Source organism: Chitinophaga sp. G7 BAM 1005, assembly GCF_057126945.1.
Genome location: NZ_CP181478.1, coordinates 446,154 through 472,780, shown reverse-complemented (window position 1 = coordinate 472,780; position 26,627 = coordinate 446,154). Strand labels below are relative to the sequence as shown.

Genomic DNA, 26,627 nt, shown 5'->3' with positions numbered 1-26,627 from the left:
GAAAGAAACCTGTAGGACTGACTACCCCGCAGGGCTGGGAAACCGGCATCCGACGCATTTTTGCAATCACTCCCGCGGAAGCCTGGGAAAGGCTGTTTACACCAACCCATACCGGGATGGCGCCTGGATAGTAGTCTGTGTATTTTTAAGCGTATTATAAGGCGGCCCTCCGATTCTTACCCCTAACTTTGCTGTACCAAACACCAAAGTACCTACGGGAACGCGAACTTATGAATGTTTACAGTATAGTTAAAGGGCCCCAACAGCCAGAGCTGCTTCATCATGAAACGCTGGCAGATATCTTTTCACAAACGGTGCAGGAACATGCCCATCACACTGCATTAATATTCCAGCAACAAACACTTACTTATCAACAGCTGGATCACTGGAGCGATGCCATCGCCGCATTCCTGCAATCCAAAGGAATAGGCCCCGGCCATGTAGTAGGCATCTGGTGGCCACGCAGCCTGGAGCTGCACGCTGCAATACTGGGCATCATAAAAGCCGGTGCAGCTTATGTTCCGCTCGACCGGGAAATGCCCGCAGAAAGAGTGGAGGGCGTGCTTACAGAAGTAAAGGCTGCCGCCTGCTTCAGTGAAGTTGCCCTGCAACTGGAAGCCCCTGTATTATCCATACCACCGGTGCCCGACAGCACTGAAGTATTCACGCTTCACGCAGGACCACAACCCGAAAACTTTGCCTATGTATTATACACTTCCGGCAGTACCGGCAAACCCAAAGGCATTCCGATCAGTCACCGGCAGATCTGCCACCTTATCAGGGCAGAACAAACCGTTTTGAATATCCGCGCCGCCGATAAGGTGTACCAGGGCTTCTCCGTATCCTTTGACATGTGGTGTGAAGAAACCTGGCTTAGTTACTTCGCCGGCGCCACTCTCTGGGTGGCCGACGCTACTACCGCGAAGGCCATTGATGAACTGGGCGATGTATTGCGCCGGGAGAAAATTACCGTACTGCATGCCGTTCCCAGCCTGCTCGCCATTATGGATGATAACATCCCCACACTACGCCTCATCAATGCCGGCGGCGAAGCATGTACACCACAGGTATTATCCAGGTGGGCAGCGCCTCCCCGTTATTTCTATAACAGTTACGGCCCTACGGAAACAACCGTCAGCGCTACTTTCGCCGTACTAAGGCCCGGAGACTATATCACCATCGGCCAGCCACTGCCTAATTACAACATGGCCGTGGTAGATGAAAAACTGGATATACTGCCGGTAGGCGAACGCGGGGAACTTGTTATTTCAGGACCCGGAGTAGGCGCCGGATACATTGACCGCCCCGAACTGACCCGGGAAAAATTTGTGGACAAACCATCCTCCATGACGGAGTTGCCCGGCAACCGCCTGTACCGCACCGGCGACGCCGCCATCATTTTACCGGATGGCAGCATCGACTTCCAGGGCCGCCTGGATGATCAGATCAAACTACGTGGATACAGGATTGAACTGGGAGAAATTGAAAACCAGCTCCATGCCATTGCCGGTATCGCCGCAGCGGCTGTAGCTGTAAAAAAAGACAGCAACGACCAGGACCAGCTGGTGGGTTATATTGTACCCGAAGATGATTCCCCTTTTGAGGAATCCTCCCTCCGCGCAACACTCGCCAAAACATTGCCACCCTATATGGTACCCGGTACCATCGTAGCGCTGGAAGATATGCCCCGCCTGCCCAGCGGTAAAATAAACCGCAAAGCGTTGCCCCTGCCTGCCGCCTTTACACAGGTAACCACCCATGAAGCCATTGATCCGGATGCACCTATTGCCGACAGGATCAGCGCTATCCTGGCAAAGGTATTTCCGGACAGGACAATCGATCTTCAGCAGGACTTTTTTACAGACCTCGGAGGACACTCATTGCTGGCAGCAGCTTTTGTATCACGACTGCGCCGGGAAGCCAATGTGCCGAACGCATCTCTCAAAGATATTTATATACACCGCCCCCTGCAGGAACTGGTAAATGTATGGGCTGCGCAGCCACAGTCGGCTCAAAAGCCGCATCGTGTTTTTAATAAAGTGCCGTGGTGGCGCCACCTCAGTTGCTGGATAGCACAAACCATTGCTGTACTCGTGATTTTCGGATTATTTGCCATGCAGATATTCCTTCCCTACCTGGGATATTATTATGTAGAACAGGATACCAGCCACCTGGGATATGCTATCCTCACCGCGCTCATCATGTTTTGCCTGCTGCCGCCTCTCTTTTCTATTCTTATTATCAGTACCAAATGGCTGGTGATAGGAAAAATGAAAGCAGGCGATTATCCTTTATGGGGTACTTATTACTTCCGTTGGTGGCTGGTAAAAACAATCCAGCGCCTCATGCCTTCACAGTTCCTCAATGGCACACCGCTATACCCCGCTTATCTCCGGATGCTGGGCGTGAAAATAGCGCCGGATGCGCAACTCGGCGCGGTAACCATTGGCGCAGAAGATCTTGTTACCATTGGCAGTGATGTAAGTATCAGTTCACAGGCAGTGATTGATAATGCTTTTGTGGAAGATGGCCTGCTGAAACTGCGTACCGTACATCTTGGCGATCATGCGTACATAGGCAGTAGTGCTGTTATTGGAGGTGATACCGTAATGGAAGCCTGGAGCGAATTACAGGATCTCAGCTTTTTGCCCGCCAACAGTACCGTGAAACCGGGCGAAGTATGGCAGGGTAGTCCGGCAGTATTAAAAGTAACCAAAAGTATCAGTGATCTGCCGCAACCACTGCCCGTATCAAAAGCTACCCGCAGAAAATACAGCGCTATCTTTTCCCTGTTCCTGCTGGTATTTCCATTCACAGTGTTATTGCCGTTATTGCCTACGATCATTACCCTCAACCAGATGGATAATGCAGCGCCGGATTATAACTTTAATTATATGGTGATCACACCGGCACTGGCATTGAGTTATATTATTTTATTTACCGGGCAGACAGTACTGCTCACCCGTTTACTGCAATGGGACATCAAGCCGGGCACCTACCCTATTTACAGCGCATTTTATGCCCGTAAATGGTTCGCTGATCAGCTGATGTCGTTATCCCTGATTGTGATCCATCCTATTTTTGCCACGGTATATATTTCTTCGTTATTCCGCGCACTGGGTGCTAAGATAGGCCGCAATACAGAAGTATCTACCGCCAGCAGCGTTACCCATCCTTTGCTGGAAATCGGCGACGGCGCCTTTATTGCGGATGCGGTAACACTCGGCGAGTCCGATGTACGCGGGCAACAACTGATACTGGAAAAAACAATTATCCATCATACCAGCTTTGTAGGCAACAGCGCCCTGATACCGCAGGGATATGAATTACCGGAGAATATGCTGATAGGCGTGTTATCCACACCGCCTTCCAAAGAACAACTGGCAGCAAGTACAGCCCGCGACTGGTTTGGTTCGCCGGCCATTGCGCTGCCACGCCGCCAGGAAAGTCATTTCTTTCCACCGGAACTAACCACCCACCCATCACCACAACGCAAACTGGCCAGGGCTACGGTGGAGTTTATACGCATCCTGATCCCCGAAACAGTGGTGATCTGCTGCAGTATCCTGTTCATCGCCTATGCCCACGACCTCGTAACAGATGAAACCTGGTGGATGATCCTGCTGCAGTTCCCTTTTTATTATCTCTTTTTCCTGGGGCTGCCCGCATTCCTCTTCACGGTGTTGCTCAAATGGATCCTTGTAGGCAAATACAAGGCTTTGCAAAGTCCCATGTGGACGTCCAATGTATGGCGCAGTGAAGCGATTACTTCTACTTACGAAGCGCTTTCTATTCCGTTCCTGCTGGAATACCTGAAAGGAACGCCCTGGCTGCCGGTAATACTCCGCCTGCTGGGCGTAAAAACAGGCCGCCGCGTATTACTGAATACCGCTGATATCACGGAGTTTGACATGGTGGAAATAGGCACCGACAGCGTGCTGAATGAAGACAGTGGTCCCCAGACACACCTGTTTGAAGACAGGGTAATGAAGATAGGATCCATTAAAATAGGCCGCAGAAGCAGCATTGGCGCAAGATCTATCATCCTGTACGACAGCGAGATAGGCGATGATGTAAACATTGCACCCCTCTCATTGTTAATGAAAGGAGAAAAATTACAACCGGGCACCAGCTGGACAGGCAGCCCGGTTAAACCTGGATAACGTTACCGTATATACGAAAATGATCACCATCCGATCCATACAGATAAGAGATCACTATGATCTTATCAACAGCATGATGGAGCAGCTGCATCTCTCGGAAAAAACATTTTTTCTGAAAACAGCCCGCTGGGAAAGCATTGCTTCCAGCTACATGCAACACGTAATGGAAACGCAGGAAACCTGTGGTGGTACCTGTTTGCTGGCATATGCTGATGCACAACCTGCAGGCTTCATCTTTGCCTACCTGGAGGAACCGGATGAAAGCCGGATTGAAGATTATACCGGCAACACCCTGTATGTATCTGATGGCTATGTGGCAAACGAATTCCGCCGACAGGGTATTTACAGGATGATGAATGAAGAACTGGAACGGATATACGTAGAGATGGGCATACGCAGAATAGTAAGGTATACGCTGGCCAATAACCATCGTATGCAACAGTTCCTCGCGTCGAAAGATTATGAACCGGTACGGCTCGTATATGAGAAGTGGCTAACTCCTGATGGAAAGAAACCGGTTCCGTTGTTCATTAATAATCAATAGCGTGATCCTTCTTTACAGGAACCCCGGCATATGCTTTCTTTGATGTCCACGGTTGCGCAGGCGCCGACCAGAACGGATTTGAAGCAGGTAACCCCAATGCCAGGAAGCCGGTACTGCATAAATACAGGCTGCCCGTGGAGGTATAAACATCTGCGATTTCCGGCTGATGCCCGCAGAAACCAATCTGCAGCCAGCCCTTTTTATCAAAGGTGCCGGGCGTTTCAAATATTCGTTTATTCACCGCCGTTAGTGCGCATCTTACCTGTGCAGGGGATATATCTTCCGGTAATTTCTCTTCTAATGCAATTTGCGCCAATGCCTGGAAAGCCGCATTGCGGTAGGGCATCGAGCGGCCCACTACCGGGAAAGTTCCTTCAGGAGATACCTGTCTTTCAAGAATAGCAGCATAGCGTTGCATCCGTTTTAGTGCGAGTTCATAACTGGCTTTACTGCTTTCTTCTTTTTCTGCCATCACCTTCAGTACGTCTACCAGCATGGGATGAATGACAAAGGAGTTGTAATAGTCGTAATGAAAATGCGCACCATCACCATACATACTATCGCCCTTGTACCACTCCATCATTTTTTGTACGGCCAGGTCTATTGGTTTACGGTCCCAGTTGGCGCCGAATTTAAGCAGCATGGCTTCAATGATGGCGGAGAACAATACCCAGTTATTGGTAAATGCTTTAATGCTGCGTAAGCTGATCAAGCCATCTATAACCTGTTGCTGTGTTTTGGGAGTAAGCTTGCCCCAAACGTGTTTGGGAGCGCGTAGTAAACCATGTGCAAGGAAAGCGCCATCTACCAATGGTTGCGCATCAAACTTACCGGTAAAGTTCATATAGTCCGGAGAGGCAGGATCTACCGCCATTGCTATGGCTTTACGGGTCATCTCCAGCATGTCAATACGTTTGCTGCCTTCCATTGTATTATCTTCCCCCAGTTCCAGCCAGGGTGCAATACCGGCGAGGGTTCTGCCAAATGCTTCGAGATAGGTTACTTTATCCACCGGCTTTCCATAGCTGGGCGCCACTTCGGTAGGCATGGTGGCTTTCAGTTTTCCTTTGCTCAGCTGCTCTATAACGGGGCCGCATATACGAATCATCAGATCCACATTATACTCCCTGTCGCCGGGCGCAGGCTTTTCAGCGGTCATTGCTTTCAGCAATCCCTTTTCTGTGCCTATGGTGCTGGCTACTCCTGCCATAGGAATAGCCTTGATAAAAAAACGTCTGTCCATGCAAATAAATTTACGGCGTTATTTCGCCCATTGTTTATACCGCAGTAATGCTTCTACAAAATAATAATCGGCGTAGGTAAGCGGTACATCCACTTCCGATTTATTAGGCAGGTGGCCTACGCTATGCATCAATATAAAATCATTGTTCTCTCCTTCCTTTGCCAGGTATACCGGGCTGCAAAGGCTTGTCAGCATTTTTTCTGCGGCGTTCCAGTACCGTTTGCCGTCTGCTTTGCCTGTGTAGCGGCTTAGTTCCAGCAGTGCAGATGCAGCTACTGATGCAGCAGATACATCACGCAGTGCGTTGGGAATATCCGGTGCATCATAGTCCCAGTAAGGTACCAGGTCGGCCGGCATATGCGGGTTGTTCAGGATAAAGTCTGCAATATGACACGCCTGCTCCAGGTAAGATTTATCCTTTGTATCGCGGTACATAAGGGTATAACCATAGAGGCCCCATGCCTGCCCGCGTGCCCAGGCAGAGCTATCTGCCAGTCCCTGGTGTGTTTTACGTTCATTTACTGCACCGGTAGCAGGATCATAATCCACTACGTGATAAGAGCTGTAATCCGGGCGGAAATGATTTTTCATAGTGGTATTGGCGTGGATGCGTGCAATTTCCGCGAATTGTTTGTTGCCGCTTTCACGGGTGGCCCAGTTCAGTAGTTCAAGGTTCATCATGTTATCAATGATCACCGGGAACTTCCAGGCGCCATGATCCCATGATTTGATACAACCTACGGTTGGATTAAACCGGGTGGATAATGATTTTGCACTGGTAAGCAGGATAGCTTTGTAAGCTGTATCTTTTGTGATGCGCAGGGCATTGCCAAAAGAGCAATACATCATGAAGCCCAGGTCATGGGTGTGGGTATTGTACTGTTCTTTTTGTACAAGCGCCATTCTTTTCAGGGCTTCGTTTTTAAAGGCCGGATCTTGGGTGTATTCAAAAAGATACCAGTTGGCGCCGGGATAAAAACCGGAGGTCCACCAGGTGGAGTTAGACGTCATCAGGCTGCCGTCTTTCGTGTTGGTGGTACGGGGTAACAAGCTGTCGGGGACATGCTTCATCATCAGCTTATACTGCCTGGCGGCAAATTGCAATGTGGCATCTGCCTTTGCCAGTAAGGCTTTATCTGCTTTACCCGCTTGCGCATACGATTGCATTAAAAATGCAGGCAATAACAGTATCGTAAAGAACAGGTTCTTTTTCATAATAACGTGATTATAGTATGATCATTTCTTTTTTCCGCTGCTCCTGGCGGTACCAGCAGAGGACTCGCGGGCTATCAGTTGAATAGGTATTATTTCCTGTGAATAACGAGGTACGCTGGAAGGGGTGGTATTGATCAGTTCCATGAGGGCGGCTACCACCCGTTCTCCCATCATGGCCGGATACTGGTCTACGCTGGTAACAGGCGGAGTAACGATTTCTGTTCGGGGATCATTGGAATACCCTACTATTTTCAGATCTTCCGGCACTCTTACATTGATCTTACGACAATACTCCATAATAGTAATAGCAGTAGTATCGTTAGATGCAAATACGCCATCCGGAAATGGTGGCTGCGAGAATATTTTTTCGCAGGTTTGCCAGGCGTTATCGCGCGTGAGTTCGTGATAAAATACGCGTGTTTTTTTAAACGGCAGCTTAAACTCCTGCAAGGCGTTCTTATACCCTGATACTCTTTCTACATACAGGTTACAGCTCAGCGGTCCGGAAATATGAACAATATCTTTACATCCTTTTTCTATCAGGTGGGCAGTGGCGGTATAACCTCCTACATAATCATCTCCCTTAATCACTTTTACATTGTAATCTTTGGGTACCCTGTCAAAAAATATCAGTGGAATGTTGTTATCCTTGAATATATCGAAATGAGAAAAGTCGGTGGTGTATAACGTAGTGGATACCACCAATCCATCTACCCGTGCGGAGTACAGCGTATTTACCAGTGCTATTTCCTGTTCGTAGGAATCATTGGATTGGCAGATGATCAGGTTATATCCGTGTTCCTGCAGTTTGTTTTGGATGATGGTACTGATAGCAGCAGGAAAGAACATGGAGATACGCGGAACAATAAGCCCGATAGTTTTGCTTTTGTTGTTGCGCAAACCGGCGGCTAAGGCATTAGGACGATAACCCAGTTTACGGGCCATCTTCTTCACCTTATCTTTCGTACGTGCGCTGATGTTAGGATTATCATTCAGGGCGCGTGAAACAGTAGATACAGAGAGTTTCAGTTCTTCTGCAATATCCACAATTGTTTTTTCGGTACGTTTGCTCATGTATAGAGACTATTAGCTGTAAGTGTTCTGTTATCTTCCCATCCAGCCACCATCCACTGTAAGGATTGTACCATGTATGTAATCAGCCGCTTTTGAGGCAAGGAATATCGTTGGTCCGGCAAAATCTTCCGGTTCACCCCATCTGCCGGCCGGAATACGGTCCAGTATGGCGCTACTGCGTTGCTGATCCGCCCTGAGGGCCGCGGTATTATCCGTAGCAATATATCCCGGGGCAATTGCATTCACATTCACTCCTTTAGAAGCCCATTCATTGGCAAATGCTTTTACCAGCGATCCAACGGCTCCTTTACTGGCTGCATATCCCGGCACATTGATACCGCCCTGGAAGGTGAGCAAAGATGCCGTAAAGATAACTTTTCCGCTTCCACGGGCAATCATTCCTTTCCCGATTTCACGGGTCAGGATAAATTGGGCGTTCAGGTTGATGTTAATCACTTCGTCCCAGTACTCGTCCGGGTGTTCTGCGGCGGGCTTACGAAGAATAGTGCCTGCGTTATTCACCAGGATATCTATTACCGGAACGTCCTGTTCCAGTTGCTTAATAAATGCATAGAGGCTGGTCCGGTTAGAAAAGTCGGATTGATAAGCCTTAAAATTACGGCCCAATGCCTTTACTTCTTTTTCCACTTCGCTGCCACTCCCCTCCAGGGAGGCTGACACCCCGATAATATCCGCGCCTGCCGAAGCCAGTGCCACCGCCATCGCCTTTCCTATGCCGCGTTTGCAGCCGGTAACCAGCGCAGTTTTTCCTTTTAACTGAAATAAATCCATGATGAATAAGTTGGAGTTTTCCGGCAGGCCACTGGTGGCCTGCCGGAAAAGTTATTGAATCGTTACCTGTAAGGGTTGTTTAATCTTTTGAGCGAATGTTTCCAGGTAGCTGAACCACTCTTCAGCAGAAGTGATCCTGCCGCCTTTGTTCCAGGCCGCCCCGAAATAGTATTCATATGGCTGCTGACTCCCTGCTGTTCCGGGGCTCAGCAAATGTACACGATCTGTTTTCATTCCCGGTACTTCCCGGGCAAAAACGCAGCCTATACCCAGCGTACCATCGTCGCCATGAGCGGGCTCCCAGTAGCCCATTACGCCGGTTTTTTCGTCCAGCAATACGGTACCCGGCTCTTTGCGTTTTACGATACCGGTTACCACGGGGATGTCATTTCCTTTGAAGCTGTACTGTACCTGCATTTTATTGAGTTGGGAACCCGCATCCAGGGAAATAGTTTTTGTAACAGTAACGGCTGTGTTGCCCGCCTGCCAGGTGTCGTAGGTCAGGGAGAAAGTGGTGCGCAACGGACCATTATCGAGGGTTTTCGACTGCCGGTAGTTTTTCGGGAAATAGATAGTATCCTGTCCGGATGGCGCTGTGTCACCCGCGCCAAGTGTTAAGCCCACACTATAATAGTCCAGTCCCTGTCCATTGTCGTGGTGATAGTTATCCAGTTTATACCAGGTGTCGATCACCATATCGGTTGTACGCTTCGCCCACACATCAATACCATAGGCCATTTCTTTCGGCACCAGTTCAAGCGCCTTGCCATACATGCGGTACGCCATACGGTCATTTTCCCAGGCGTAATCATCTTTGCGCTCAGGTACATAACGACCGTATGCTTTCGCCTTTACCGGCGCCGGGGCGCCTTCTACTACTGCGGCATACAAACTTGCAGCAGCGGGCAGCGTTACCTGTAATAATATCTTCTTTGCTGATTTGCCACCTTCATAAATCAACTGATAAGGAATTTCCTGTCCGCTCAGTACATCTACTAGTTTAAAACCTTTCAACGTTTGTTTGGATAATTTCGCGCTGAAAGCGGAATAAGGAACTTCTGTAACTTCTTCTATCCTGTTGATGCCGGTGTTATTGGAGATGATCAGGTGAGCAGCAGTATTTTTCCGGAGGTCATATTTAATCAGTTCCGAACCGGCTAACAGGAACGCACCTACGCCATATACTTCAGTGTCGTTAGCAGTAGCTTTTCCGGGTGCAGCGCCTATTTCCTGAACAAAGCCCAGTTTACCATTTGGTTGCACGCAACCGGTAAGCGCTTCCCATCCTTTCTGTATCACCGGTAAAAATTTCTTCTCCGGTAAAAGCCCGTTGTTCACCCCCCACATCAACGCATATACGTAGAAACCGGTGCCGCTTGTTTCCTTTGCCGGATAGCTGTCCGGGTCCAGTAAGCTGGTATGCCAGGTACCGTCTGCAGTTTGCAGGGCGGCTATGCGGTAAGCCATTTGTTTATACAGGTCCTGGAAACGTGCCTTTCCGGCGTAACCGGCCGGCATATTATCCAGCATCCGTACCAGGCCGCCCATTACCCAGCCGTTACCACGACTCCAGTATACGTTGGTCCCATTCTTTTCTTTTTTGCCGATATAACTGCCGTCGCGGTAATAAAGGCTATCCTGCTTATTATACAGGTAGTCTGTTGTTTTCCACCATAGCTTGTCTGCGGTTTCCAGGTAACGGGAATCACCAGTGGCAGTGCTTAAATAAGCCAGCGCCGGAGGTCCCATAAACAACGCATCACACCATGCCCATTCACGGTGATGAACACCATCTTTCCATTCGAGTGATTCTGTATGCGGCGCTGCCACAATGCTATCTGCCAGCTTACGGAAATTATCGGTCATTACCGGATCTTTATACACACTGTTTAGTTGTGAATAGAGCTGTCCTACACAGTATTCATCTGCAAAAAAACGATCCGGTCCTGTGTTCCAGTTATTGTCTTTACCCACCTGTACCAGGCGGTTCACAAAAAAAGGATTGGATGTTACCTGCGCCAGCGACATCATACCTGCGTACATGGCTCCATTGGTCCAGTCGGTGGGCGCGTGGTTCCAGCCATTGGCAGTAATATGGCGCCATTGCCAGGAAGCCACTTTTTCCATTTGCGCCCTTACCGCGGCGGCGGTATGAGCATCAGTGAAAACCGTAGCATGCCGGCCGGTAACGGGTTCCGCAGCATGCACCGGCAAACCGGCATGCAGGAAAGACAAGCCCAGCAAGCTTCCTGCGATAATTTTTCTCAGCATCATGATAGCAGCTATTATCAGTTCATTAACGTAGTTCCGTGATCTTACAATGATCCATATCGCTATAGTCGAGGTTCTCACCGGCCATACCCCATATAAAAGTATAATTACTGGTGCCAGCGCCGGAGTGAATAGACCAGGGCGGTGAAATAACCGCCTGTTCATTCTGCATCCAGATATGGCGGCTTTCCTGCGGCTGTCCCATAAAGTGGCATACGGACTGGCCTTCCGGCACTTCAAAATAGAAATATACCTCCATTCTTCTGTCGTGCGTATGCGCCGGCATTGTGTTCCATACGCTGCCAGGTTGCAGCTCTGTCATGCCCATCTGCAACTGACAGGTTTCCAGTACACTGTTCACCAGCAGTTTATTGATAGTGCGGTGATTGGAAGTTTCAAGCGCGCCCAGTGTTACCACTTCTGCTTCTTTTTTAGACACTTTGCGGGTGGGGTAGCTATGATGCGCAGGGGTGGAATTCAGGTAGAATTTAGCGGGTGTTTGTGCGTTTTTACTGGAGAAGATCACCTGTTGTTTTCCTTTGCCGATGTATAACGCTTCTTTATACGCCAGTTCAAATTTCTCCCCGTCCACTTCCACTATGCCATCACCACCAACGTTGATCATCCCCAGTTCCCTTCTCTCCAGGAAACAGGCTGCTTTCAGCAGGTCAATCGTTTCCAGTGCCACCGGCCCTTTCACGGGCATTGCTCCACCGGTCAGGTACCGGTCGTAATGTGTATGTGTCCAGGCGATGTGATCGGCGTCAAAAATTTTCTCCATTAAAAATGCCTGCCTGAGTTGTGCAGTATCCATTTGTTTCACTTCAGCCGGACTGCTGGCATATCTTGATTCGAACGTGGTGCTCATATGATGTTTGAATGTTTTTATTTATTGATCTGGTAACTGCTGGTGCTTATTCAGCTGGTGAAAGCTCTAAAGTAATGCAAACGTTTGCAAAAATCAAGCATTTATTCAAAAAATGTCTTTCAGGATGGTTATACTCACCCCTATTTTCGGCGCATCACAAATGCCACCGAATGTTTACCGGTTAGTGCCTGGCTCCGGGCCCTCAGACTGATGCGAGTTACGTGGTCGCCCCATACCGGTGATAAACGGCTGTCTTTTATCTCCTGCTGTTCCGTTGCTACTTCAAATAAGGAAGGATTGTAGGTTAGTAACAGGTTTGCTGTTCCGCCTTTTAGCACAATTCTTCCGGGTGTGCCGGTGTCGGCAGGCAGGCAGGTCATAAAGTGCAGCAGGAAGGGCTCCTTCCATTCTTTTAACTGGTATGCCTCTGATAATTGCAGGGAGGTTTTGGCAGGGTTGAATGTAAATGTACGTTTCCACGATTGCACCATTGCAGCTTCCGGGTAAGCAGCGGCAATATCCATACTCAACTTATTATGGCTGTACTGCACAGCTGTAGCCTGAAACCGCCGGCCATCATGCTGTTGAACGCCATTGATAGTGGGGCAGTTATGCCATTGCGATTGCATGAACCATAACTTATACCGGTCGGCACTAAATGTTTGCTTTGTGTAGGTGCCCACGCCAACGTCGATAATGGCCGGCTTTCCATCCATATACAGCACAAAATTTCCAACGTCGTTATGATTATGGCTTTCTGCATTATGCCCGCCCTGTGCGGCGAGGAATAAGCCTTTGGATACGCCAGCTTCAGAACGGAGAGACAATACCTGCAAATCAGGGAGCCAGTTTTCTGCGGTATAAGGGGCTGCTGCTTTGGCTGATAACAAAGCACTGCGATATTCCACGTTATACACAAAGAAAGCCAGGGAGGGCGTTTTAATCCTGTTACTGTCGGGGTTCTCCAGCCGTGAGAGGTAAGCGGCAAAGTTAATCAGCAACGGATCATGAAAGGCGGTTCCGTATAAATACACGGTATGCGCAGGTGGAATGGTGCTGGCAGAAGCGTCTGCAAAATTCACAAACCGGCTGCTGTCTACGTGCATTTTATAAATATAGGCGCCGATCCGGTGAATCAGTTCATTGTTACTCCAGCTTAGCCGATGTGCAGAAGCGCTGTTCAACAGATCAATAAATTCGATGAGTTTACCACCCGCATGCCCCCAGTAAGTGGGACCTTCATCGCAGCCGCCATCATCAGGATATCCGTTCACGAAATTATCCGCGCTGCGGATCGCCTTCTCTATCACCTTATTTCGTATATCCGTTTCATTTATACCTAACAAGGCCGTTTGTAAAACATTGGTATTGATCCAGATGTTCCAGTTATTCACGGTGCGGCCAGCCCATCCCATCCACCAGAAATCGGTTCGTTTCAGGTAAGGTTCCACAATGCGGTGTTGCAGTTCATAGGTGATCCGTTTATTTACGACAGGGGAAAATTTATCCAGCTGATCGTGCAGCAGGAACTGCGCCCAGCTGAGTGTAGCAGCAGTTTCACCGGCAAACAGATCCACCACCGGTTCCGCGGGATCAGGCAAACCACTGCCGGCTTTCTGTGCGCCGATATGTGCGGGCAACACCCAGGTGCTTTCTTCCAGGATCAGCCATAAACCGTTTACGATCTGCGGTATATATTTTCCTTTTCCCTCCACCAGTTCTCCCGCCACTAACGCCGACAATACTTTACGGCGTTGAAACTGCGCATTTTCAAAATTTACGCGGTTACCATTATCACGGTACTGAAGATATAAAGTAGCAGGTAATGAAGGCCAGTCGAACGACAATCCCTTATCAGCTTCCTTCAGTAATATCTCCTTGCTGACGGCCGGCAGGGCCGTAATCTTCTCCATAACAGATCTGTATCGTTGCTCCCTCCACAGAATAATATCCTTAAAAGCAGCAGCACCCCCTTTCTGCCGGTATTCTTCGTATAAATAATTTCTGGCTTTACCGGCATCCTGGGCACTAACGTTGCCGGCTATACTAATACCTGAAAAAAGCAGCACCGCGCAGATCAGTTTTTTAACGTGCATTTGACATTTATTTTTAATAAGATAAAAACAGGATTAAATAATAGGCTAAAGGGATGGTATATTTTCCAAACACACGCTATGATGTAAACGTTTGTATTTGTTGCCATACCTGTTATTCAATTGTTCACGCCGGAGTGCATGGGCGGGGCGCTGTCTTTTCAGCCGGGATCACACCGCTTCAGGTCAGCAATTCAGATTACCGGCATCTTCAAAATGATCTCCTCAGTTTCTCCGATGGAATTTGTTGGCTTCCTCGACGGAAACCTGCGCTGATAAATCAAAAATATCAAAATATAGGTGAATTACAAACGTTTGCATCAATATTACCGGATCAGGACATTTATACATCCGGGTGGTTAAATGGCACTGATAGCCGATTAACAATTTATAATTCATTCCTGACCTGCTCCCATAAGGTGTTCCAGCGGTATAGTCAAATAGTCAAAATCTTATCATGGATTAACATTTTACTATCACCAGCCGGAGCAGTTATTTACTACTTTAGCTCTTATGAACGCTTATTTACAAATTCATCCTGATGATAATGTGCTGGTAGCCTTACAGGATATACCGGTAGGAACCGATATCTCATTTAACGGACATAACATTCAACTGCAACAAAATATTTCTGCTAAACATAAATTCCTGATAAATGACATCCGGGAGGGCGATCCCATCACGATGTATGGCGTACTGGTAGGCAAAGCCAGCAAAAGTATCAGGAAGGGCGAAACTATTACCACAGAAAATGTGATTCATGATGCCAACGCATTCCATGAAAAAGACAGCGCCCTGGAATGGCAGGCGCCCGATGTGAGTAAATGGAAAACCCGCACCTTTATGGGCTACCAGCGGGCTGATGGCCAGGTAGGTACCCGTAACTACTGGCTGGTGATTCCATTGGTTTTTTGTGAAAACAGGAATGTAAGTGTGATTAAAACCGCCTTCGAAAAGGGACTTGGTTTTTCTCCTGCCGAAGTATATAACGAACAGGTAACGGACCTGGTTTCCCTTTATAAAAGCGGCGACCTGGAAGCCATTAAAAACTATGAGGCAGGCGCACTAACGGAAACGAATAAACGTAATGTAGTTTTCCCGAATATTGATGGTATCAAATTTCTCACGCACGAAGGAGGCTGCGGGGGTACCCGCCAGGATTCAGACGCTCTATGCGCCCTGCTGGCCGGTTATATCCATCACTCCAATGTTGCCGGAGCCACTATTCTTAGCCTGGGATGCCAGCACGCGCAGGTATCTATCCTCCAGGAATCACTGAAAAAACTTAACCCGGCCTTTAACAAACCAGTGTTGGTATACGAGCAGCAGAAAAGCGCTTCCGAATTTGCGATGCTGTCTGCCGCCATTAAAGATACTTTCCTCGCGCTGGTAGAAGCCAATAAACTGACCCGACAGCCGAGCCCGCTCTCCAAGCTGGTAATCGGGCTGGAATGCGGCGGCTCCGACGGATTTTCCGGTATTTCAGCTAACCCGGCTGTAGGTCATACTTCCGACCTGCTGGTGGCGCTGGGTGGTACTTCCATTCTCTCCGAATTCCCGGAACTGTGCGGAGTGGAACAGGAACTGATTAACCGCTGTCAGACAGAAGAAACCTCCGATAAATTCATCCGCATTATGCGCGCATATGAAAACCAGGCCCAGTCGGTGGGTTCCGGTTTTTACATGAATCCATCTCCGGGAAATATCAAAGATGGCCTTGTTACCGATGCCATCAAATCTGCCGGGGCGGCGAAAAAGGGAGGAACCTCACCGGTTACGGATGTACTGGATTATACAGAGTATGTAACCAAACCCGGACTGAACCTGCTTTGCACACCCGGCAATGATGTTGAATCCACTTCAGCAGAAGTGGGTTCCGGCGCCAACGTGGTGCTGTTTACCACAGGGCTTGGTACGCCTACCGGCAACCCGATTGCACCGGTAGTGAAACTGGCTACCAATACCAAACTGGCTACCCGCATGAAGGATATTATCGATGTCAATACCGGTACCATCATCAGCGGCGAACAGAGTATTGCCGGTATGGGTGAAGAAATCCTGGAATATGTGATCCAAACCGCCAGTGGCGAGGTGTATACAAAGGCAGAGCAACTCAACCAGGATGATTTTATTCCGTGGAAACGGGGTGTTTCCTTGTAGCGGATTTTGTCTTTCTCAGGATTACGCTGATTATGCTGAGAAAGACAAAATTCGCACTAATTCAAATTTACCTGCTCCATTTTAGGCGCAAAGAAGTGCATCACTGTCCACGCCACCAGGTAAGCCAGGGCACAGATAGTGAACAGAATATTATAGCCAATACCGATGTTGCCGATTAACTTATAATGATCCAGCATAGTACCAATCAGCATCGGGAACAGCGTACCACCAATAGATCCGGCCATACCGCCAATACCTACCACAGAGCTTACGGCCCGTTTCGGGAACATATCAGAAGCTGTGGTGAATATAGTGGCAGACCATGCCTGGTGAGCTGCCGTGGCCAAACTGATCAATGCAATAGCGAACCATACATTATTGGAATACTGTATGAGCATAATAGGTAATACACAAAACGCAAAGATCAGCATAGATACTTTACGCGCTTTGAAAACCGGCCAGCCGGATTTGATCAGGTGGGAAGATAACCATCCGCCACCGATGCTGCCAAAGCTGGTAATGGAATATATGATGATAACCGGCAGCCCCAGCGTTTCTTTCATATTTACGTGGAAGATGGATTCCAGGTAACCCGGTAACCAGAACAGGAAAAACCACCACACAGGATCAGTCAGTAATTTACCAAATATGAAAGCCCATGTTTGCCTTACACCCAGGAGCTTACTCCATTTAATGGGTTTGGGTTTCACTTCTTCTACTTCCTGATCGGAGTGGATATGATCAAATTCTGCTTTGGATAATTTCTTGTGACGGGCAGGCACTTCATAATAGATCCACCAGAATATCAACCAGATAAAACCGATGGCGCCTGTCCATACAAAGGCATTTCTCCAACCATGATTGCTGGCCAGCCAGTATACCATTGCCGGCCCTACTACAGCCGCAATATTGGAACCTGAGTTAAAGATGCCTGTAGCCAACGCCCGCTCTTTCTTTGGAAACCATTCTGCAGTAGCTTTAATGGCCGCAGGAAAGTTGCCCGCTTCGCTTACGCCAAGTATAGACCTTACCACACCGAAACCCAGCGTGGAACGCACCAGTCCGTGCGCCATAGCCGACAGGCTCCATACCACAATAGAAACCGCGTATCCCAGTTTGGAACCGATCTTATCTACCAATGCGCCAAAGAAAAGCAAGCCAATCGCGTAGGAAGCGGAAAACGCCATCACCAGGTTGCTGTAAGCTGTTTCTGACCAGTTAAACTCAGCTGATAAATCAGTTTTAAGCAATCCTAATATCTGCCTGTCTATATAATTGATGGTTGTAGCAACAAATAAAAGTGCGCATACCCGCCAGCGATACTTACCTAAAGTTGTGGAATTCATTACGGTTTATTTGGAATTTATAATGTGCATAAGTTACTTCTTCGCCCTGAGAAATGCAAACGTTTGCACTATTTTATCTTTCAGCGCACCCCAGTCCTTACTTTCAATCAGGGACCTGGACAGCAGGTTAGACCCCATTCCCACGCATACCACGCCGGCGTCAAACCAGGCATCCATACTAACCTGAGTAGGTTCTACACCGCCGGTGGGCATAAATTTCAGTTGCGGGAACAGCGGCTTAATGGAATTTACATAACCCGGCCCCAGTACGTTACCCGGGAACAGCTTCACCAGCCTGGCGCCACTCTTTTCTGCAACAGAAATTTCTGTAGGCGTCATACAGCCGGGAATCCAGGTAATGCTTTCAGCACTGCAATAAGCGGCCGTTTCCGGATCAGTTACCGGGCATACGATAAAGTCGGCGCCCATACCGGCATACACTGCTGCATCCGATGCATTCTTAATAGTTCCGATACCCAGGTATAAATCCGGCATGGCAGCCAGTTTCCTGTCGCTCAGGGCAGCGAAGTTCTTACGCGCATTTTCTCCCCTGCTGGTAAATTCAAATACCCTTAAGCCGCCATCATAACAGGCTTGCAGTACTTCCAGGCAAACATTTTCATCATCATGATAAAAAACCGGAATAATCCCGCTTTGCTCAAATGCCGCTATAATTGTTTCAGGACTTGGTGCCATATGCTATATCAGTTTTATTATTTCTTTCTCAGAAGTAGTATTAAAATCTCCTTTCACAAAAAATTTGGAATACGCGGCAGCTGCGGCAAAGGAAATGATCTGCTGATCATCCAGTCCCTGTAGCTGTGTATATATCAACCCGGCCATAAAGCAGTCTCCGCTACCTACGCGATCCACCACATCATTGGTTTCATATTCACGGGAAATGCTCATCTGCCCTTCGTTATAATAAAAAGCGTAGTACAGATTATGCGTGGTAGCATGGCTGAAACGGAAAGTAAAAGCCACCCGCTTGCAGCGTTTATACGTAGCCGTGATTTCTGCTGCTACCTTTTCTGCCTGTTGCAGGAAAATATCCTTGGTATTGGCTTCCAGTGCAGCGGTATCCAGGGCGGTATCCAGCATATTATTGGCGGCCCAGATATTGCCCATGATTACATCACAGTACTGCACCAGCTCCGGCATTACATCTACCGGCTTTTTACCATACTGCCATAGTTTGCTGCGATAGTTAAGATCCGTGGAAATAGTCATGCCTTTCCGGGTGGCGGCCTGCAATACTTCCTTGCAAACCTCCGCTGCATCAGGATTTAATGCAGGTGTAATAGCGCTCCAGTGAAACCATTCCGCATCACCGAGTAATGCATCCCAGTCAACAGTGCCCGGCACTATTTCGCTGAAAGACGACCACGCCCTGTCGTACACGACCTCTGCATGTTTAAGGTCGCTGCCCTGTGCGAGATAATATATACCAATGCGCGCACCACCCCACAACACCCTGTCGGTATGGATACCGCGGTTACTCAGTTGCTCCAGCACGTCTTTCGACAACCCGTTGTCAGGTACCTTGCTGATATAGGCCACTTCTGTGCCCCAGTTGGCCAATGCCGCGGCTACGTTGGCTTCGGCCCCACCTACATAAACGGCGGCCGTATTTTGCGCCAGCTGCGGCGACAGGCGTAATAATATTTCTCCGAATGTGATAACTTTTACCGGCTTCATTAGAATCCAAAATATGCTTTTGCGTTATAGTAACAAATATCCTGTACCATTTTCCCCAACCAGGCAACATCATTGGGCAGCTCGCCCTGTTCCACGTCGTTGCCGATCAGGTTACACAAAATACGGCGAAAATATTCATGCCGGGAATAAGACAGAAAACTTCTGGAATCCGTTAACATGCCTACAAACCGGCTCAGCAAGCCCATGTTACTCAATACGTTCATTTGCTTTTCCATGCCATCTTTCTGATCCAGGAACCACCATCCGGAACCATACTGGATTTTGCCGGGAATGGCGCCATCCTGGAAGTTACCTGCCATAGTAGCAAAAACTTCATTGTAGGCAGGATTCAGGTTATATACTACTGTCTTTGTCAACTTATCTTTCTTATCCAGTGCATCAAAAAATGCGCTCATGGCTTCCGCAACGCGCCAGTCGCCGATTGAATCCACGCCGGCATCCGCCCCTACCCGTTGCAGTAAGCGGGAATTGTTGTTACGGATAGCGCCCACATGGAACTGTTGTGTCCACTCCCTTTCATGGTTCCATTCGCATACAGCCAGCAGGATGGCCGTTTTAAACTGCGCATTCTCGTATGGCGTGGCGGCGCGGTGGTTGCGGGTATTATAAAAAATAGTATCCAGTTCCCTTCCGGTAGCCGGTGAAAAATAAAAGGTGCTGATGCCATGATCACTCAGGCGGCCGCCGGCTTCATGAAAATAGGTATGCCGGCTATGTAATGCTTCAATGAGATCTTCAAACCTGGCGATCTCTTTATTGGTAACTGCTGCCAGCTCATTAATAAAACGGTTGAACACCTCCAGGTTATCCACCGCCATAGCCCTGTCGGGGCGGAAGGTAGGCAGCACCCGCGTACCAAATGGCTTATTGGCAATAGCACGGTGATGTTCCAGCGAATCTACCGGATCGTCCGTTGTGCACAGCGTGTCCACTTTATAATGCTGCAGGAGTGTTTGTGTGGATAACCGGGGCAATTGTGCGTTACAATCGTGGTATATCTTCTCCGCTGTTTTTTCATTCAGCAGGTCGGTTATACCGAAAGGATTTTTTAATTCCATGTGCGACCAGTGATACAAAGGATTGCGCATGGTGTATGGCGCAGTAGCTGCCCAGTGACGGAATTTCGTATAGTCGTCGGCGGGGCCTGTAATAAACTCCTCCGGCACGCCGTTGGCACGCATAGCGCGCCATTTATAATGATCTCCTTTCAGCCAGATGGCGTACAGGTTGTCAAATGTTTTATTCCCTGCTATTTCATCCGGGGGCAGGTGGTTATGATAATCGATCACCGGCATAGCCGCGGCATAATCAAAGTATAATCGTTTAGCCGTTTCCGTTTTTAATAAAAAATCTTCAGACAGAAATTCCTTCATAACATGATTAATTTTTGAGCAGCTGCGATTGAATAAATGCTTTCACACCATTGCTTTTCAGCATTTTTAAGATGCCGGTTACCTGTTCTGCAAAACCGGGAATGGCCGTCAGGTCTGTTTCCCACAAACGTTTGTCGCTGCAGATCCCGGTTACCATATCGATTATATTGGTGTGGTCGCGCCACCAGGCTGCAAAAACCGGGGCATTGTCATCTGTAATAACGTATTCTTCCCCGTTCCTGTTGCCATAATATTTACCGGCTTCTTCCCGCTCCGGCTGCAGGAACAGCAACATGGCGGCGAAGCCCAGGCACAGGTGAGGTGGGAGTGTTTTATACTTTTCGTAGTAGCGTACCAGTGTGCGCACATTGCGGGCATTCATCTTGGAACTTTCCTGGAAAGTGATGCTGATGAGCTTATGCGCAATAAACGGATTGGCAAAACGGTCGAGTACTTCCGGCGCAAATGCAGTAGCGGTAGGACAGGTATCTTCAATGGTAGGCAGTATTTCGCGGAGTACTACTTCTTTGAAGAAATGACTCATATAGTCGTCCTGCATGCATTCGTATACCGTGTTGAGCCCCGACAGGAAAGCCAATGGCACTGCTGCTGTATGACTGCCATTCAGTAACCGGAGCTTCTGTTCACGGAATGGTGTGATGCTGGGCTCAATCAGCATTCTTTCATCTGCCTTATAAAAAGATAATACTGAACGGGTATGTTCATTACCCTCTATAGCCCATAAGAGGTAGGGTTCTACTTCTATCCATAATTTATCTGTGTATCCTGCTTTTTGCTCAATTTCAGCCAGGTTGCGGGGTTTGCCGGGAACGATCCTGTCTACCAGGGAATTACAGAATTGGTTATCCTGCTGTATCCATGTAATAAAAGCCGATGGCAGTTCATTATAAGCGGCCAGTTGCAATACAATGTCTTTTAACAGGCGACCGTTATCTACCACCAGTTCTGTAGGCACAATCACAAAGCCCGTGTTGGCGCTGCCTTTAAAACAGGTAAACCGTTCCCATAGCACCGCCAGCAATTTGCCGGGGAACGAGGCAGGTAGGCCGCCGGCTATTTTTTCCGGAACATACTGGATCCCTACTTCCGTGGTGTTGGAAATAATAGTTTGCAAAGCGGGCTGATGAACAGCAGCTAATATTTCCCGCCACTCTGCATTCGATTGCAAAACCCGGCTAATAGCGGAATTGATCAGCACCTGATCTACCAGTTCTCCCTGGGAAACACCTTTGATATGGGTGGTGAACAGGCCGTCCTGACTGGAAAAATCAATGGTATCGCCATCGGTCGATTTCACCACCACAATCCTTCCTTCAAAAATTCCCTGGCGGTTGGCTTTATCTACGAGGTAGTCTACTAAACCGCGTAAAAGCACGCCAGTACCAAATTGAAGGATCTTTTCCGGGAAGGTGAATGTTTTTTCATGAACGCCGGAATCCTCATCTTTTAATATAAGTTCTTTATTTAATATAGGTAGCATCACAACTGATTTATGCTATAAGGTGGCTAAAACTAATAAATATATAATTCCCAATTAACAATTTATAATGTTTCGGGAAATAATCGCTAAAACACGTTAAAATTATATCAACGATATAATCAGAATCAATCCGGCTATTGTCAGGATCAATAAAGCACAGATGGCCGTTGGCTTAAATTTAAGTAATTTTGTTGCTCTAAACTTTTATAAATGAGCAAGCATGGTAAAGTGCTGGTAGCCATGAGTGGTGGTATCGACAGCACTGTTACAGCACTGATGCTGCATGAACAGGGGTACGACGTGGTGGGTATCACCATGAAAACCTGGGATTATGCGTCTGCTGGTTCCAGTAAAAAGGAAACCGGCTGCTGTAACCTGGATTCTTTTAACGACGCCCGCGCGGCAGCGGTGCATCACGGATTTCCGCACTTTGTGCTGGACATCCGCGATGAATTTGGTGATTTTGTAGTGAATAATTTTGTCGAGGAATATATTGCAGGACGTACTCCTAACCCGTGTGTGCTGTGCAATACCCATATAAAATGGCGCGCACTGATGAAACGTGCCGACGCAATGGATTGTGAGTTTATTGCCACCGGTCACTATGGCCAGATCCGTCAGCACGACAACGGCCGTTATGTGATCAGCAAAGGCCTGGATGAAACCAAAGACCAGAGCTATGTGCTGTGGGGCATCCAGCAGGATGTACTGGCCCGCACCATTCTTCCTTTAGGCAAATACCGTAAAACACAAATACGCCAGATGGCCTTTGATTTCGGCTATCCCGAACTGGCAAAAAAAGCAGAAAGCTATGAAATATGCTTTGTGCCGGATAATGACTACCGCGGTTTTCTGAAAAGAAAAGTAGAGGGTCTGGAAGAAAGAGTAAACGGAGGCAATTTTGTGCTGGCAGACGGCACTATCGTTGGCCATCACAAGGGTTACCCCTTCTATACTGTCGGACAGCGTAAAGGGCTTGATATTGCCCTCGGACGCCCTGTTTTTGTAACCGAGATCATCCCGGAAACCAACACCGTGGTTTTAGGCAATGAAGACGAATTACAAAGAAGTGAGATGTTCGTGAGCGGTATCAACATGGGTAAATACGATACCATTCCGGAAGGCATGGAAGCTGTTACCAAGATCCGTTATAAAGATAAAGGCGCGCTGAGTAACCTGTACAATGAAAACGGGCAGGTAAAAGTAAGCTTCTACGAAAGTGTGAAAGGTATTGCTCCGGGTCAGTCGGCTGTTTTTTATGAAGGCGACGATGTAGTTGGCGGGGGAATTATCCAGCGGACGATGCCGGTTTTGTAAGAATTAATTTCATAAGACAGATAAACAGAAAAGGGTGGGAAGACAAATCTTCCCACCCTTTTTTATCTTCAAAAAACTAAGATAATCTTACCGCATACATCGTATCCGCTCCCTTGTCATATCCCGCAATCACGCCCCCTTCCTGTTTCCGCAGATCACTGATCTCTTCTATATACTTCACCACTTCTTCATTCTCCTGCTTAAATACGGAACAGGTAATATAGATCAGCGAGCCACCTTTTTTTACAAATGGCGCCACATTATGGGCTATCTTTTGCTGCAACTGCTGGTACTTTCCGATCTCGTCTTTTTTAAAGAAGGAGATACTTTCCGGCGTACGGCCCCAGGTACCGGAACCGCTGCAGGGTGCATCCAGGATGATGCCATCAAACTGCTGATTCCCCATAGACGCAGGGAAATTCTCTGCCGTAAGATCGGCCACCCTTGCTTCAAAATGCTTCACTCCTGCCGTTGCAAAACGCTGCTGCAGATTTTCCAGGATAGATCTTCTTACATCAGATACCAGTAATTGTATACCGGGCTGCTGATCTTTGAGCAGGATGGATTTACCGCCGCTGGCGGCGCAGCAATCCCACCAGCGCTGGTGTTGCTGCGGATGGAATAATTCACCCGTCTGCTGACTGGAAGCGTCCTGCACCTCATACCAGCTTTTCTCCGGCACTACCACTTCTATTTTGGTGCCGTTGGGCAATGCTATGGTAGTATTATTAGCAAACAGCTCATAGGTAATAGCTGCCTTATCCAGCAATTGTAACACTTTATCGAGCTTATTATTGCGTACCCGGATAAATAACCGCGGCTGTTTTAAAACAGTATAGGCGTATGCGTTAGCATCTATACCGGCCGACAGCTCCGGCAGAAACGGGAAAAGCGCGTCGGGCGTTAAAGGAACAGGCAGCAGCGCAGCCTTATCGGCACGCGGCAATGCTATCTGCTCGTTCCATGCAGGACGGATAGCTGCCAGGAAATCATTCGGTGTGGTTTCACAAAGGAAGGCGCCGGTAATGATCCGCTCGCTCACGGAAAGGCTTTTACCCCAGTTCCCGAGGCGGAAGTAATGATATACCAGCTGTGAAATCCAGCGCCGGTCGCGGCCCCCCATGTAGGGATGTTCCTTAAAAAAAGATTTCAGGAAATGGTGTAATGGCAGGCTGCCCTGGTAGGCGCCGATAATTTTTTCTGCGGATGCTAAGTAATTTTCCCAACGGGTCATACGCGAAGATAAGGGCTAATATTGACGCTGCGGGAGATAACAAAAAAATCCGGCCTGATAACAGACCGGATTTCATTTTATCTTATCAGCTGAAACTAAAGTTTCAGCAGTGCTTTCAGCGGATCTTTACCGAACAGCAGTTGTTCAGGATTTTCCAGCATTTCTTTAACTCTTACGAGGAAGCTTACTGATTCGCGGCCATCAATGATACGGTGGTCGTAGCTCAGCGCCAGGTACATCATCGGGCGGATCACCACCTGGCCATTGATAGCCATCGGGCGGTCCTGGATTTTGTGCATACCCAGGATAGCGGACTGCGGGATGTTGATGATAGGTGTGCTCATCAGGGAACCAAATACGCCACCGTTGGTGATGGTGAAAGTACCGCCGGTCATTTCAGGCATGGTCAGTTTGTTGTCGCGGGCTTTGGTGGCCAGTTCTACTACTGCTTTTTCAATACCTGCCATATCCAGGCTTTCTGCATTGCGGATCACCGGTACTACCAGTCCTTTCGGAGCAGATACCGCGATAGAGATATCGCAGTAGTCGTGGTATACCAGTTCTTCTCCGTCGATATAAGCATTCACGGAAGGGAATTCCTGTAAAGCGAAGCAGCATGCTTTGGTAAAGAAGCTCATAAAGCCGAGGTTTACCTCATGCTGTTTTTTAAATACTTCTTTGTACTTGGCACGCAGGGCCATAATTTCTGTCATATCTACCTCGTTGAAGGTAGTGAGCATGGCCGTTGTATTTTTCGCTTCCACCAGGCGGCGGGAAACGGTTTTACGAAGGTTGCTCATTTTTTCGCGGCGTTCGGCACGGGTAAACATTTCCTGACCGATGGCTACGCCCGGATTCTGCAGGGCAGCATATACATCGTCTTTCATGATCTTGCCATGAGCGCCGGAGCCTTTGATGCTGGAGGGGTCCACATGTTTGTCGGCGATCACTGCGGCAGCTACCGGGGATGCTTTCACATCATTCGGAATGCTGGTAACAGGGGCCTGTTGTGGCTGTGGGGCGGCTTTAGCCGGTTGTGCGGCGGGAGCGGCTTTGCCTGCCGGTCTGCCAACACTGGTGTCAATTTTACAGGCAACATCGCCTATTTTTAAAGTATCGCCTTCTTTTGCTACGGTAATCAGTACGCCGGCTTCTTCTGCATTCAGTTCAAAGGTAGCTTTCTCTGATTCCAGTTCACATACCACTTCATCACGCTCTACATAGTCACCATTATTCTTCAGCCATTTTACCAGTGTTACTTCACTGATAGATTCTCCTACTGTAGGCACTTTCATTTCAATCGTCCCTTTGTTTACAGCTGGTGCAGCCGGTGCGGCTTCTGCCGGAGCAGGCGATGGAGCGGCGGCTACAGGGGCAGCAGGTTCAGGTGCCGGTGCGGCGCCGGTTGCTGGTGCAGCGGCGTCTGTATCAATGGAACAGGCCACATCACCAATCTTCAAAGTAGCTCCTTCCTGAGCTGCGGGAGCAATTTTGAGAACGCCCGCCTTTTCTGCATTCAGTTCGAAGGTTGCTTTCTCAGATTCCATTTCACACAATACCTCGTCCTGCTGAACATAATCTCCGTCTTTCTTCAACCACTTTGCAATTGTTACCTCGCTAATAGATTCTCCTACCGTAGGGACTTTGATTTCGATAACCATATTTAATCAGTTGATGGTGATACCAGGTTTTGCGTTTAGCGGTTTGCCTTTAG

General features: G+C 48.3%; 18 protein-coding genes. 4 read left to right on the top strand and 14 right to left on the bottom strand.

All coding sequences use genetic code 11. From position 1 onward, the window contains the following. The first annotated feature begins 230 nt into the window (after window positions 1–230). Window positions 231–4,163, top strand: coding sequence for a Pls/PosA family non-ribosomal peptide synthetase (locus ACMXI2_RS01970; RefSeq protein ID WP_483780047.1), 3,933 nt, complete (start codon window positions 231–233; stop codon window positions 4,161–4,163). Window positions 4,164–4,182: 19 nt separating this feature from the next. Next, entirely contained in the window at window positions 4,183–4,707 is a 525-nt protein-coding gene (locus ACMXI2_RS01965; RefSeq protein WP_483780046.1) for an N-acetyltransferase family protein, read from the top strand. Here the strand turns inward: ACMXI2_RS01965 and ACMXI2_RS01960 are convergent. From ACMXI2_RS01960 to ACMXI2_RS01930, 7 genes are all read right to left on the bottom strand, one after another. Continuing rightward, window positions 4,694–5,950, bottom strand: coding sequence for a DUF2264 domain-containing protein (locus tag ACMXI2_RS01960; RefSeq protein WP_483780045.1), 1,257 nt, complete (start codon window positions 5,948–5,950; stop codon window positions 4,694–4,696). The two genes, ACMXI2_RS01965 and ACMXI2_RS01960, sit on opposite strands and share 14 nt — an antisense overlap. Before the next feature lie 18 nt (window positions 5,951–5,968). Beyond that, complete coding sequence (locus ACMXI2_RS01955; RefSeq protein WP_483780044.1) at window positions 5,969–7,165, bottom strand: glycoside hydrolase family protein; 1,197 nt, start codon at window positions 7,163–7,165, stop codon at window positions 5,969–5,971. 21 nt (window positions 7,166–7,186) lie between these two features. After that, entirely contained in the window at window positions 7,187–8,239 is a 1,053-nt protein-coding gene (locus ACMXI2_RS01950; RefSeq protein ID WP_483780043.1) for a LacI family DNA-binding transcriptional regulator, read from the bottom strand. 30 nt (window positions 8,240–8,269) lie between these two features. Continuing rightward, window positions 8,270–9,031, bottom strand: coding sequence for an SDR family oxidoreductase (locus ACMXI2_RS01945; RefSeq protein ID WP_483780042.1), 762 nt, complete (start codon window positions 9,029–9,031; stop codon window positions 8,270–8,272). A gap of 51 nt (window positions 9,032–9,082) precedes the next feature. Next, complete coding sequence (locus ACMXI2_RS01940; protein ID WP_483780041.1) at window positions 9,083–11,305, bottom strand: DUF4861 family protein; 2,223 nt, start codon at window positions 11,303–11,305, stop codon at window positions 9,083–9,085. Between the two features lie 22 nt (window positions 11,306–11,327). Continuing rightward, complete coding sequence (gene kduI / locus ACMXI2_RS01935) at window positions 11,328–12,170, bottom strand: 5-dehydro-4-deoxy-D-glucuronate isomerase (RefSeq protein ID WP_483780040.1); 843 nt, start codon at window positions 12,168–12,170, stop codon at window positions 11,328–11,330. 140 nt (window positions 12,171–12,310) lie between these two features. Then, window positions 12,311–14,266 carry a heparinase II/III domain-containing protein gene (locus tag ACMXI2_RS01930; protein WP_483780039.1) on the bottom strand — a complete coding sequence of 652 codons (1,956 nt, stop codon included), beginning with the start codon at window positions 14,264–14,266 and terminating at the stop codon, window positions 12,311–12,313. A gap of 510 nt (window positions 14,267–14,776) precedes the next feature. Here ACMXI2_RS01930 and ACMXI2_RS01925 point away from each other — a divergent pair. Beyond that, window positions 14,777–16,423 (top strand): UxaA family hydrolase, encoded by a 1,647-nt coding sequence (locus tag ACMXI2_RS01925; RefSeq protein ID WP_483780038.1) that lies wholly within the window; start codon window positions 14,777–14,779, stop codon window positions 16,421–16,423. Window positions 16,424–16,479: 56 nt separating this feature from the next. On the opposite strand, the gene ACMXI2_RS01920 is transcribed toward ACMXI2_RS01925, so the two are convergent. Genes ACMXI2_RS01920 through ACMXI2_RS01900 form a run of 5 tightly spaced genes read right to left on the bottom strand, consistent with a single transcriptional unit; the run spans window position 16,480 to window position 22,362 of the window. Next, window positions 16,480–17,769: an MFS transporter gene (locus ACMXI2_RS01920; protein WP_483780037.1), complete on the bottom strand. Its 1,290-nt coding sequence runs from the start codon at window positions 17,767–17,769 to the stop codon at window positions 16,480–16,482. 33 nt (window positions 17,770–17,802) lie between these two features. Further along, entirely contained in the window at window positions 17,803–18,465 is a 663-nt protein-coding gene (locus tag ACMXI2_RS01915; RefSeq protein ID WP_483780036.1) for a beta/alpha barrel domain-containing protein, read from the bottom strand. A 3-nt stretch (window positions 18,466–18,468) separates the two neighbouring features. After that, a complete protein-coding gene (locus ACMXI2_RS01910) occupies window positions 18,469–19,467 on the bottom strand; it encodes a PfkB family carbohydrate kinase (protein WP_483780035.1) in 999 nt (332 codons plus the stop codon). Next, complete coding sequence (gene uxaC, locus ACMXI2_RS01905) at window positions 19,467–20,861, bottom strand: glucuronate isomerase (RefSeq protein WP_483780034.1); 1,395 nt, start codon at window positions 20,859–20,861, stop codon at window positions 19,467–19,469. Before uxaC ends, ACMXI2_RS01910 begins: the two co-directional genes overlap by 1 nt. Before the next feature lie 7 nt (window positions 20,862–20,868). Then, window positions 20,869–22,362 (bottom strand): tagaturonate reductase, encoded by a 1,494-nt coding sequence (locus tag ACMXI2_RS01900; RefSeq protein ID WP_483780033.1) that lies wholly within the window; start codon window positions 22,360–22,362, stop codon window positions 20,869–20,871. A 210-nt stretch (window positions 22,363–22,572) separates the two neighbouring features. On the opposite strand from ACMXI2_RS01900, the gene mnmA reads away from it, so the two are divergent. Further along, window positions 22,573–23,679: a tRNA 2-thiouridine(34) synthase MnmA gene (gene mnmA / locus ACMXI2_RS01895; RefSeq protein WP_111576660.1), complete on the top strand. Its 1,107-nt coding sequence runs from the start codon at window positions 22,573–22,575 to the stop codon at window positions 23,677–23,679. Between the two features lie 76 nt (window positions 23,680–23,755). On the opposite strand, the gene ACMXI2_RS01890 is transcribed toward mnmA, so the two are convergent. Together ACMXI2_RS01890 and odhB are read right to left on the bottom strand one after the other, a co-directional pair. Then, entirely contained in the window at window positions 23,756–24,913 is a 1,158-nt protein-coding gene (locus ACMXI2_RS01890; protein ID WP_483780032.1) for an RsmB/NOP family class I SAM-dependent RNA methyltransferase, read from the bottom strand. A 95-nt stretch (window positions 24,914–25,008) separates the two neighbouring features. Beyond that, window positions 25,009–26,574 (bottom strand): 2-oxoglutarate dehydrogenase complex dihydrolipoyllysine-residue succinyltransferase, encoded by a 1,566-nt coding sequence (gene odhB, locus ACMXI2_RS01885; protein WP_483780031.1) that lies wholly within the window; start codon window positions 26,572–26,574, stop codon window positions 25,009–25,011. Window positions 26,575–26,627 lie beyond the last annotated feature (53 nt).

Excerpts from the sequence above, each read along its gene's own strand:
- ACMXI2_RS01965 (WP_483780046.1), top strand. The coding sequence starts at position 4,183 with ATGATCACCATCCGATCCATACAGATAAGAGATCACTATGATCTTATC.
- kduI (WP_483780040.1), bottom strand. The coding sequence starts at position 12,170 with ATGAGCACCACGTTCGAATCAAGATATGCCAGCAGTCCGGCTGAAGTG.
- odhB (WP_483780031.1), bottom strand. The coding sequence starts at position 26,574 with ATGGTTATCGAAATCAAAGTCCCTACGGTAGGAGAATCTATTAGCGAG.
- mnmA (WP_111576660.1), top strand. The coding sequence starts at position 22,573 with ATGAGCAAGCATGGTAAAGTGCTGGTAGCCATGAGTGGTGGTATCGAC.
- ACMXI2_RS01910 (WP_483780035.1), bottom strand. The coding sequence starts at position 19,467 with ATGAAGCCGGTAAAAGTTATCACATTCGGAGAAATATTATTACGCCTG.
- ACMXI2_RS01925 (WP_483780038.1), top strand. The coding sequence starts at position 14,777 with ATGAACGCTTATTTACAAATTCATCCTGATGATAATGTGCTGGTAGCC.
- ACMXI2_RS01970 (WP_483780047.1), top strand. The coding sequence starts at position 231 with ATGAATGTTTACAGTATAGTTAAAGGGCCCCAACAGCCAGAGCTGCTT.
- ACMXI2_RS01930 (WP_483780039.1), bottom strand. The coding sequence starts at position 14,266 with ATGCACGTTAAAAAACTGATCTGCGCGGTGCTGCTTTTTTCAGGTATT.
- ACMXI2_RS01960 (WP_483780045.1), bottom strand. The coding sequence starts at position 5,950 with ATGGACAGACGTTTTTTTATCAAGGCTATTCCTATGGCAGGAGTAGCC.
- ACMXI2_RS01890 (WP_483780032.1), bottom strand. The coding sequence starts at position 24,913 with ATGACCCGTTGGGAAAATTACTTAGCATCCGCAGAAAAAATTATCGGC.
- ACMXI2_RS01955 (WP_483780044.1), bottom strand. The coding sequence starts at position 7,165 with ATGAAAAAGAACCTGTTCTTTACGATACTGTTATTGCCTGCATTTTTA.
- ACMXI2_RS01920 (WP_483780037.1), bottom strand. The coding sequence starts at position 17,769 with ATGAATTCCACAACTTTAGGTAAGTATCGCTGGCGGGTATGCGCACTT.
- ACMXI2_RS01915 (WP_483780036.1), bottom strand. The coding sequence starts at position 18,465 with ATGGCACCAAGTCCTGAAACAATTATAGCGGCATTTGAGCAAAGCGGG.
- ACMXI2_RS01950 (WP_483780043.1), bottom strand. The coding sequence starts at position 8,239 with ATGAGCAAACGTACCGAAAAAACAATTGTGGATATTGCAGAAGAACTG.
- uxaC (WP_483780034.1), bottom strand. The coding sequence starts at position 20,861 with ATGAAGGAATTTCTGTCTGAAGATTTTTTATTAAAAACGGAAACGGCT.
- ACMXI2_RS01900 (WP_483780033.1), bottom strand. The coding sequence starts at position 22,362 with ATGCTACCTATATTAAATAAAGAACTTATATTAAAAGATGAGGATTCC.
- ACMXI2_RS01945 (WP_483780042.1), bottom strand. The coding sequence starts at position 9,031 with ATGGATTTATTTCAGTTAAAAGGAAAAACTGCGCTGGTTACCGGCTGC.
- ACMXI2_RS01940 (WP_483780041.1), bottom strand. The coding sequence starts at position 11,305 with ATGATGCTGAGAAAAATTATCGCAGGAAGCTTGCTGGGCTTGTCTTTC.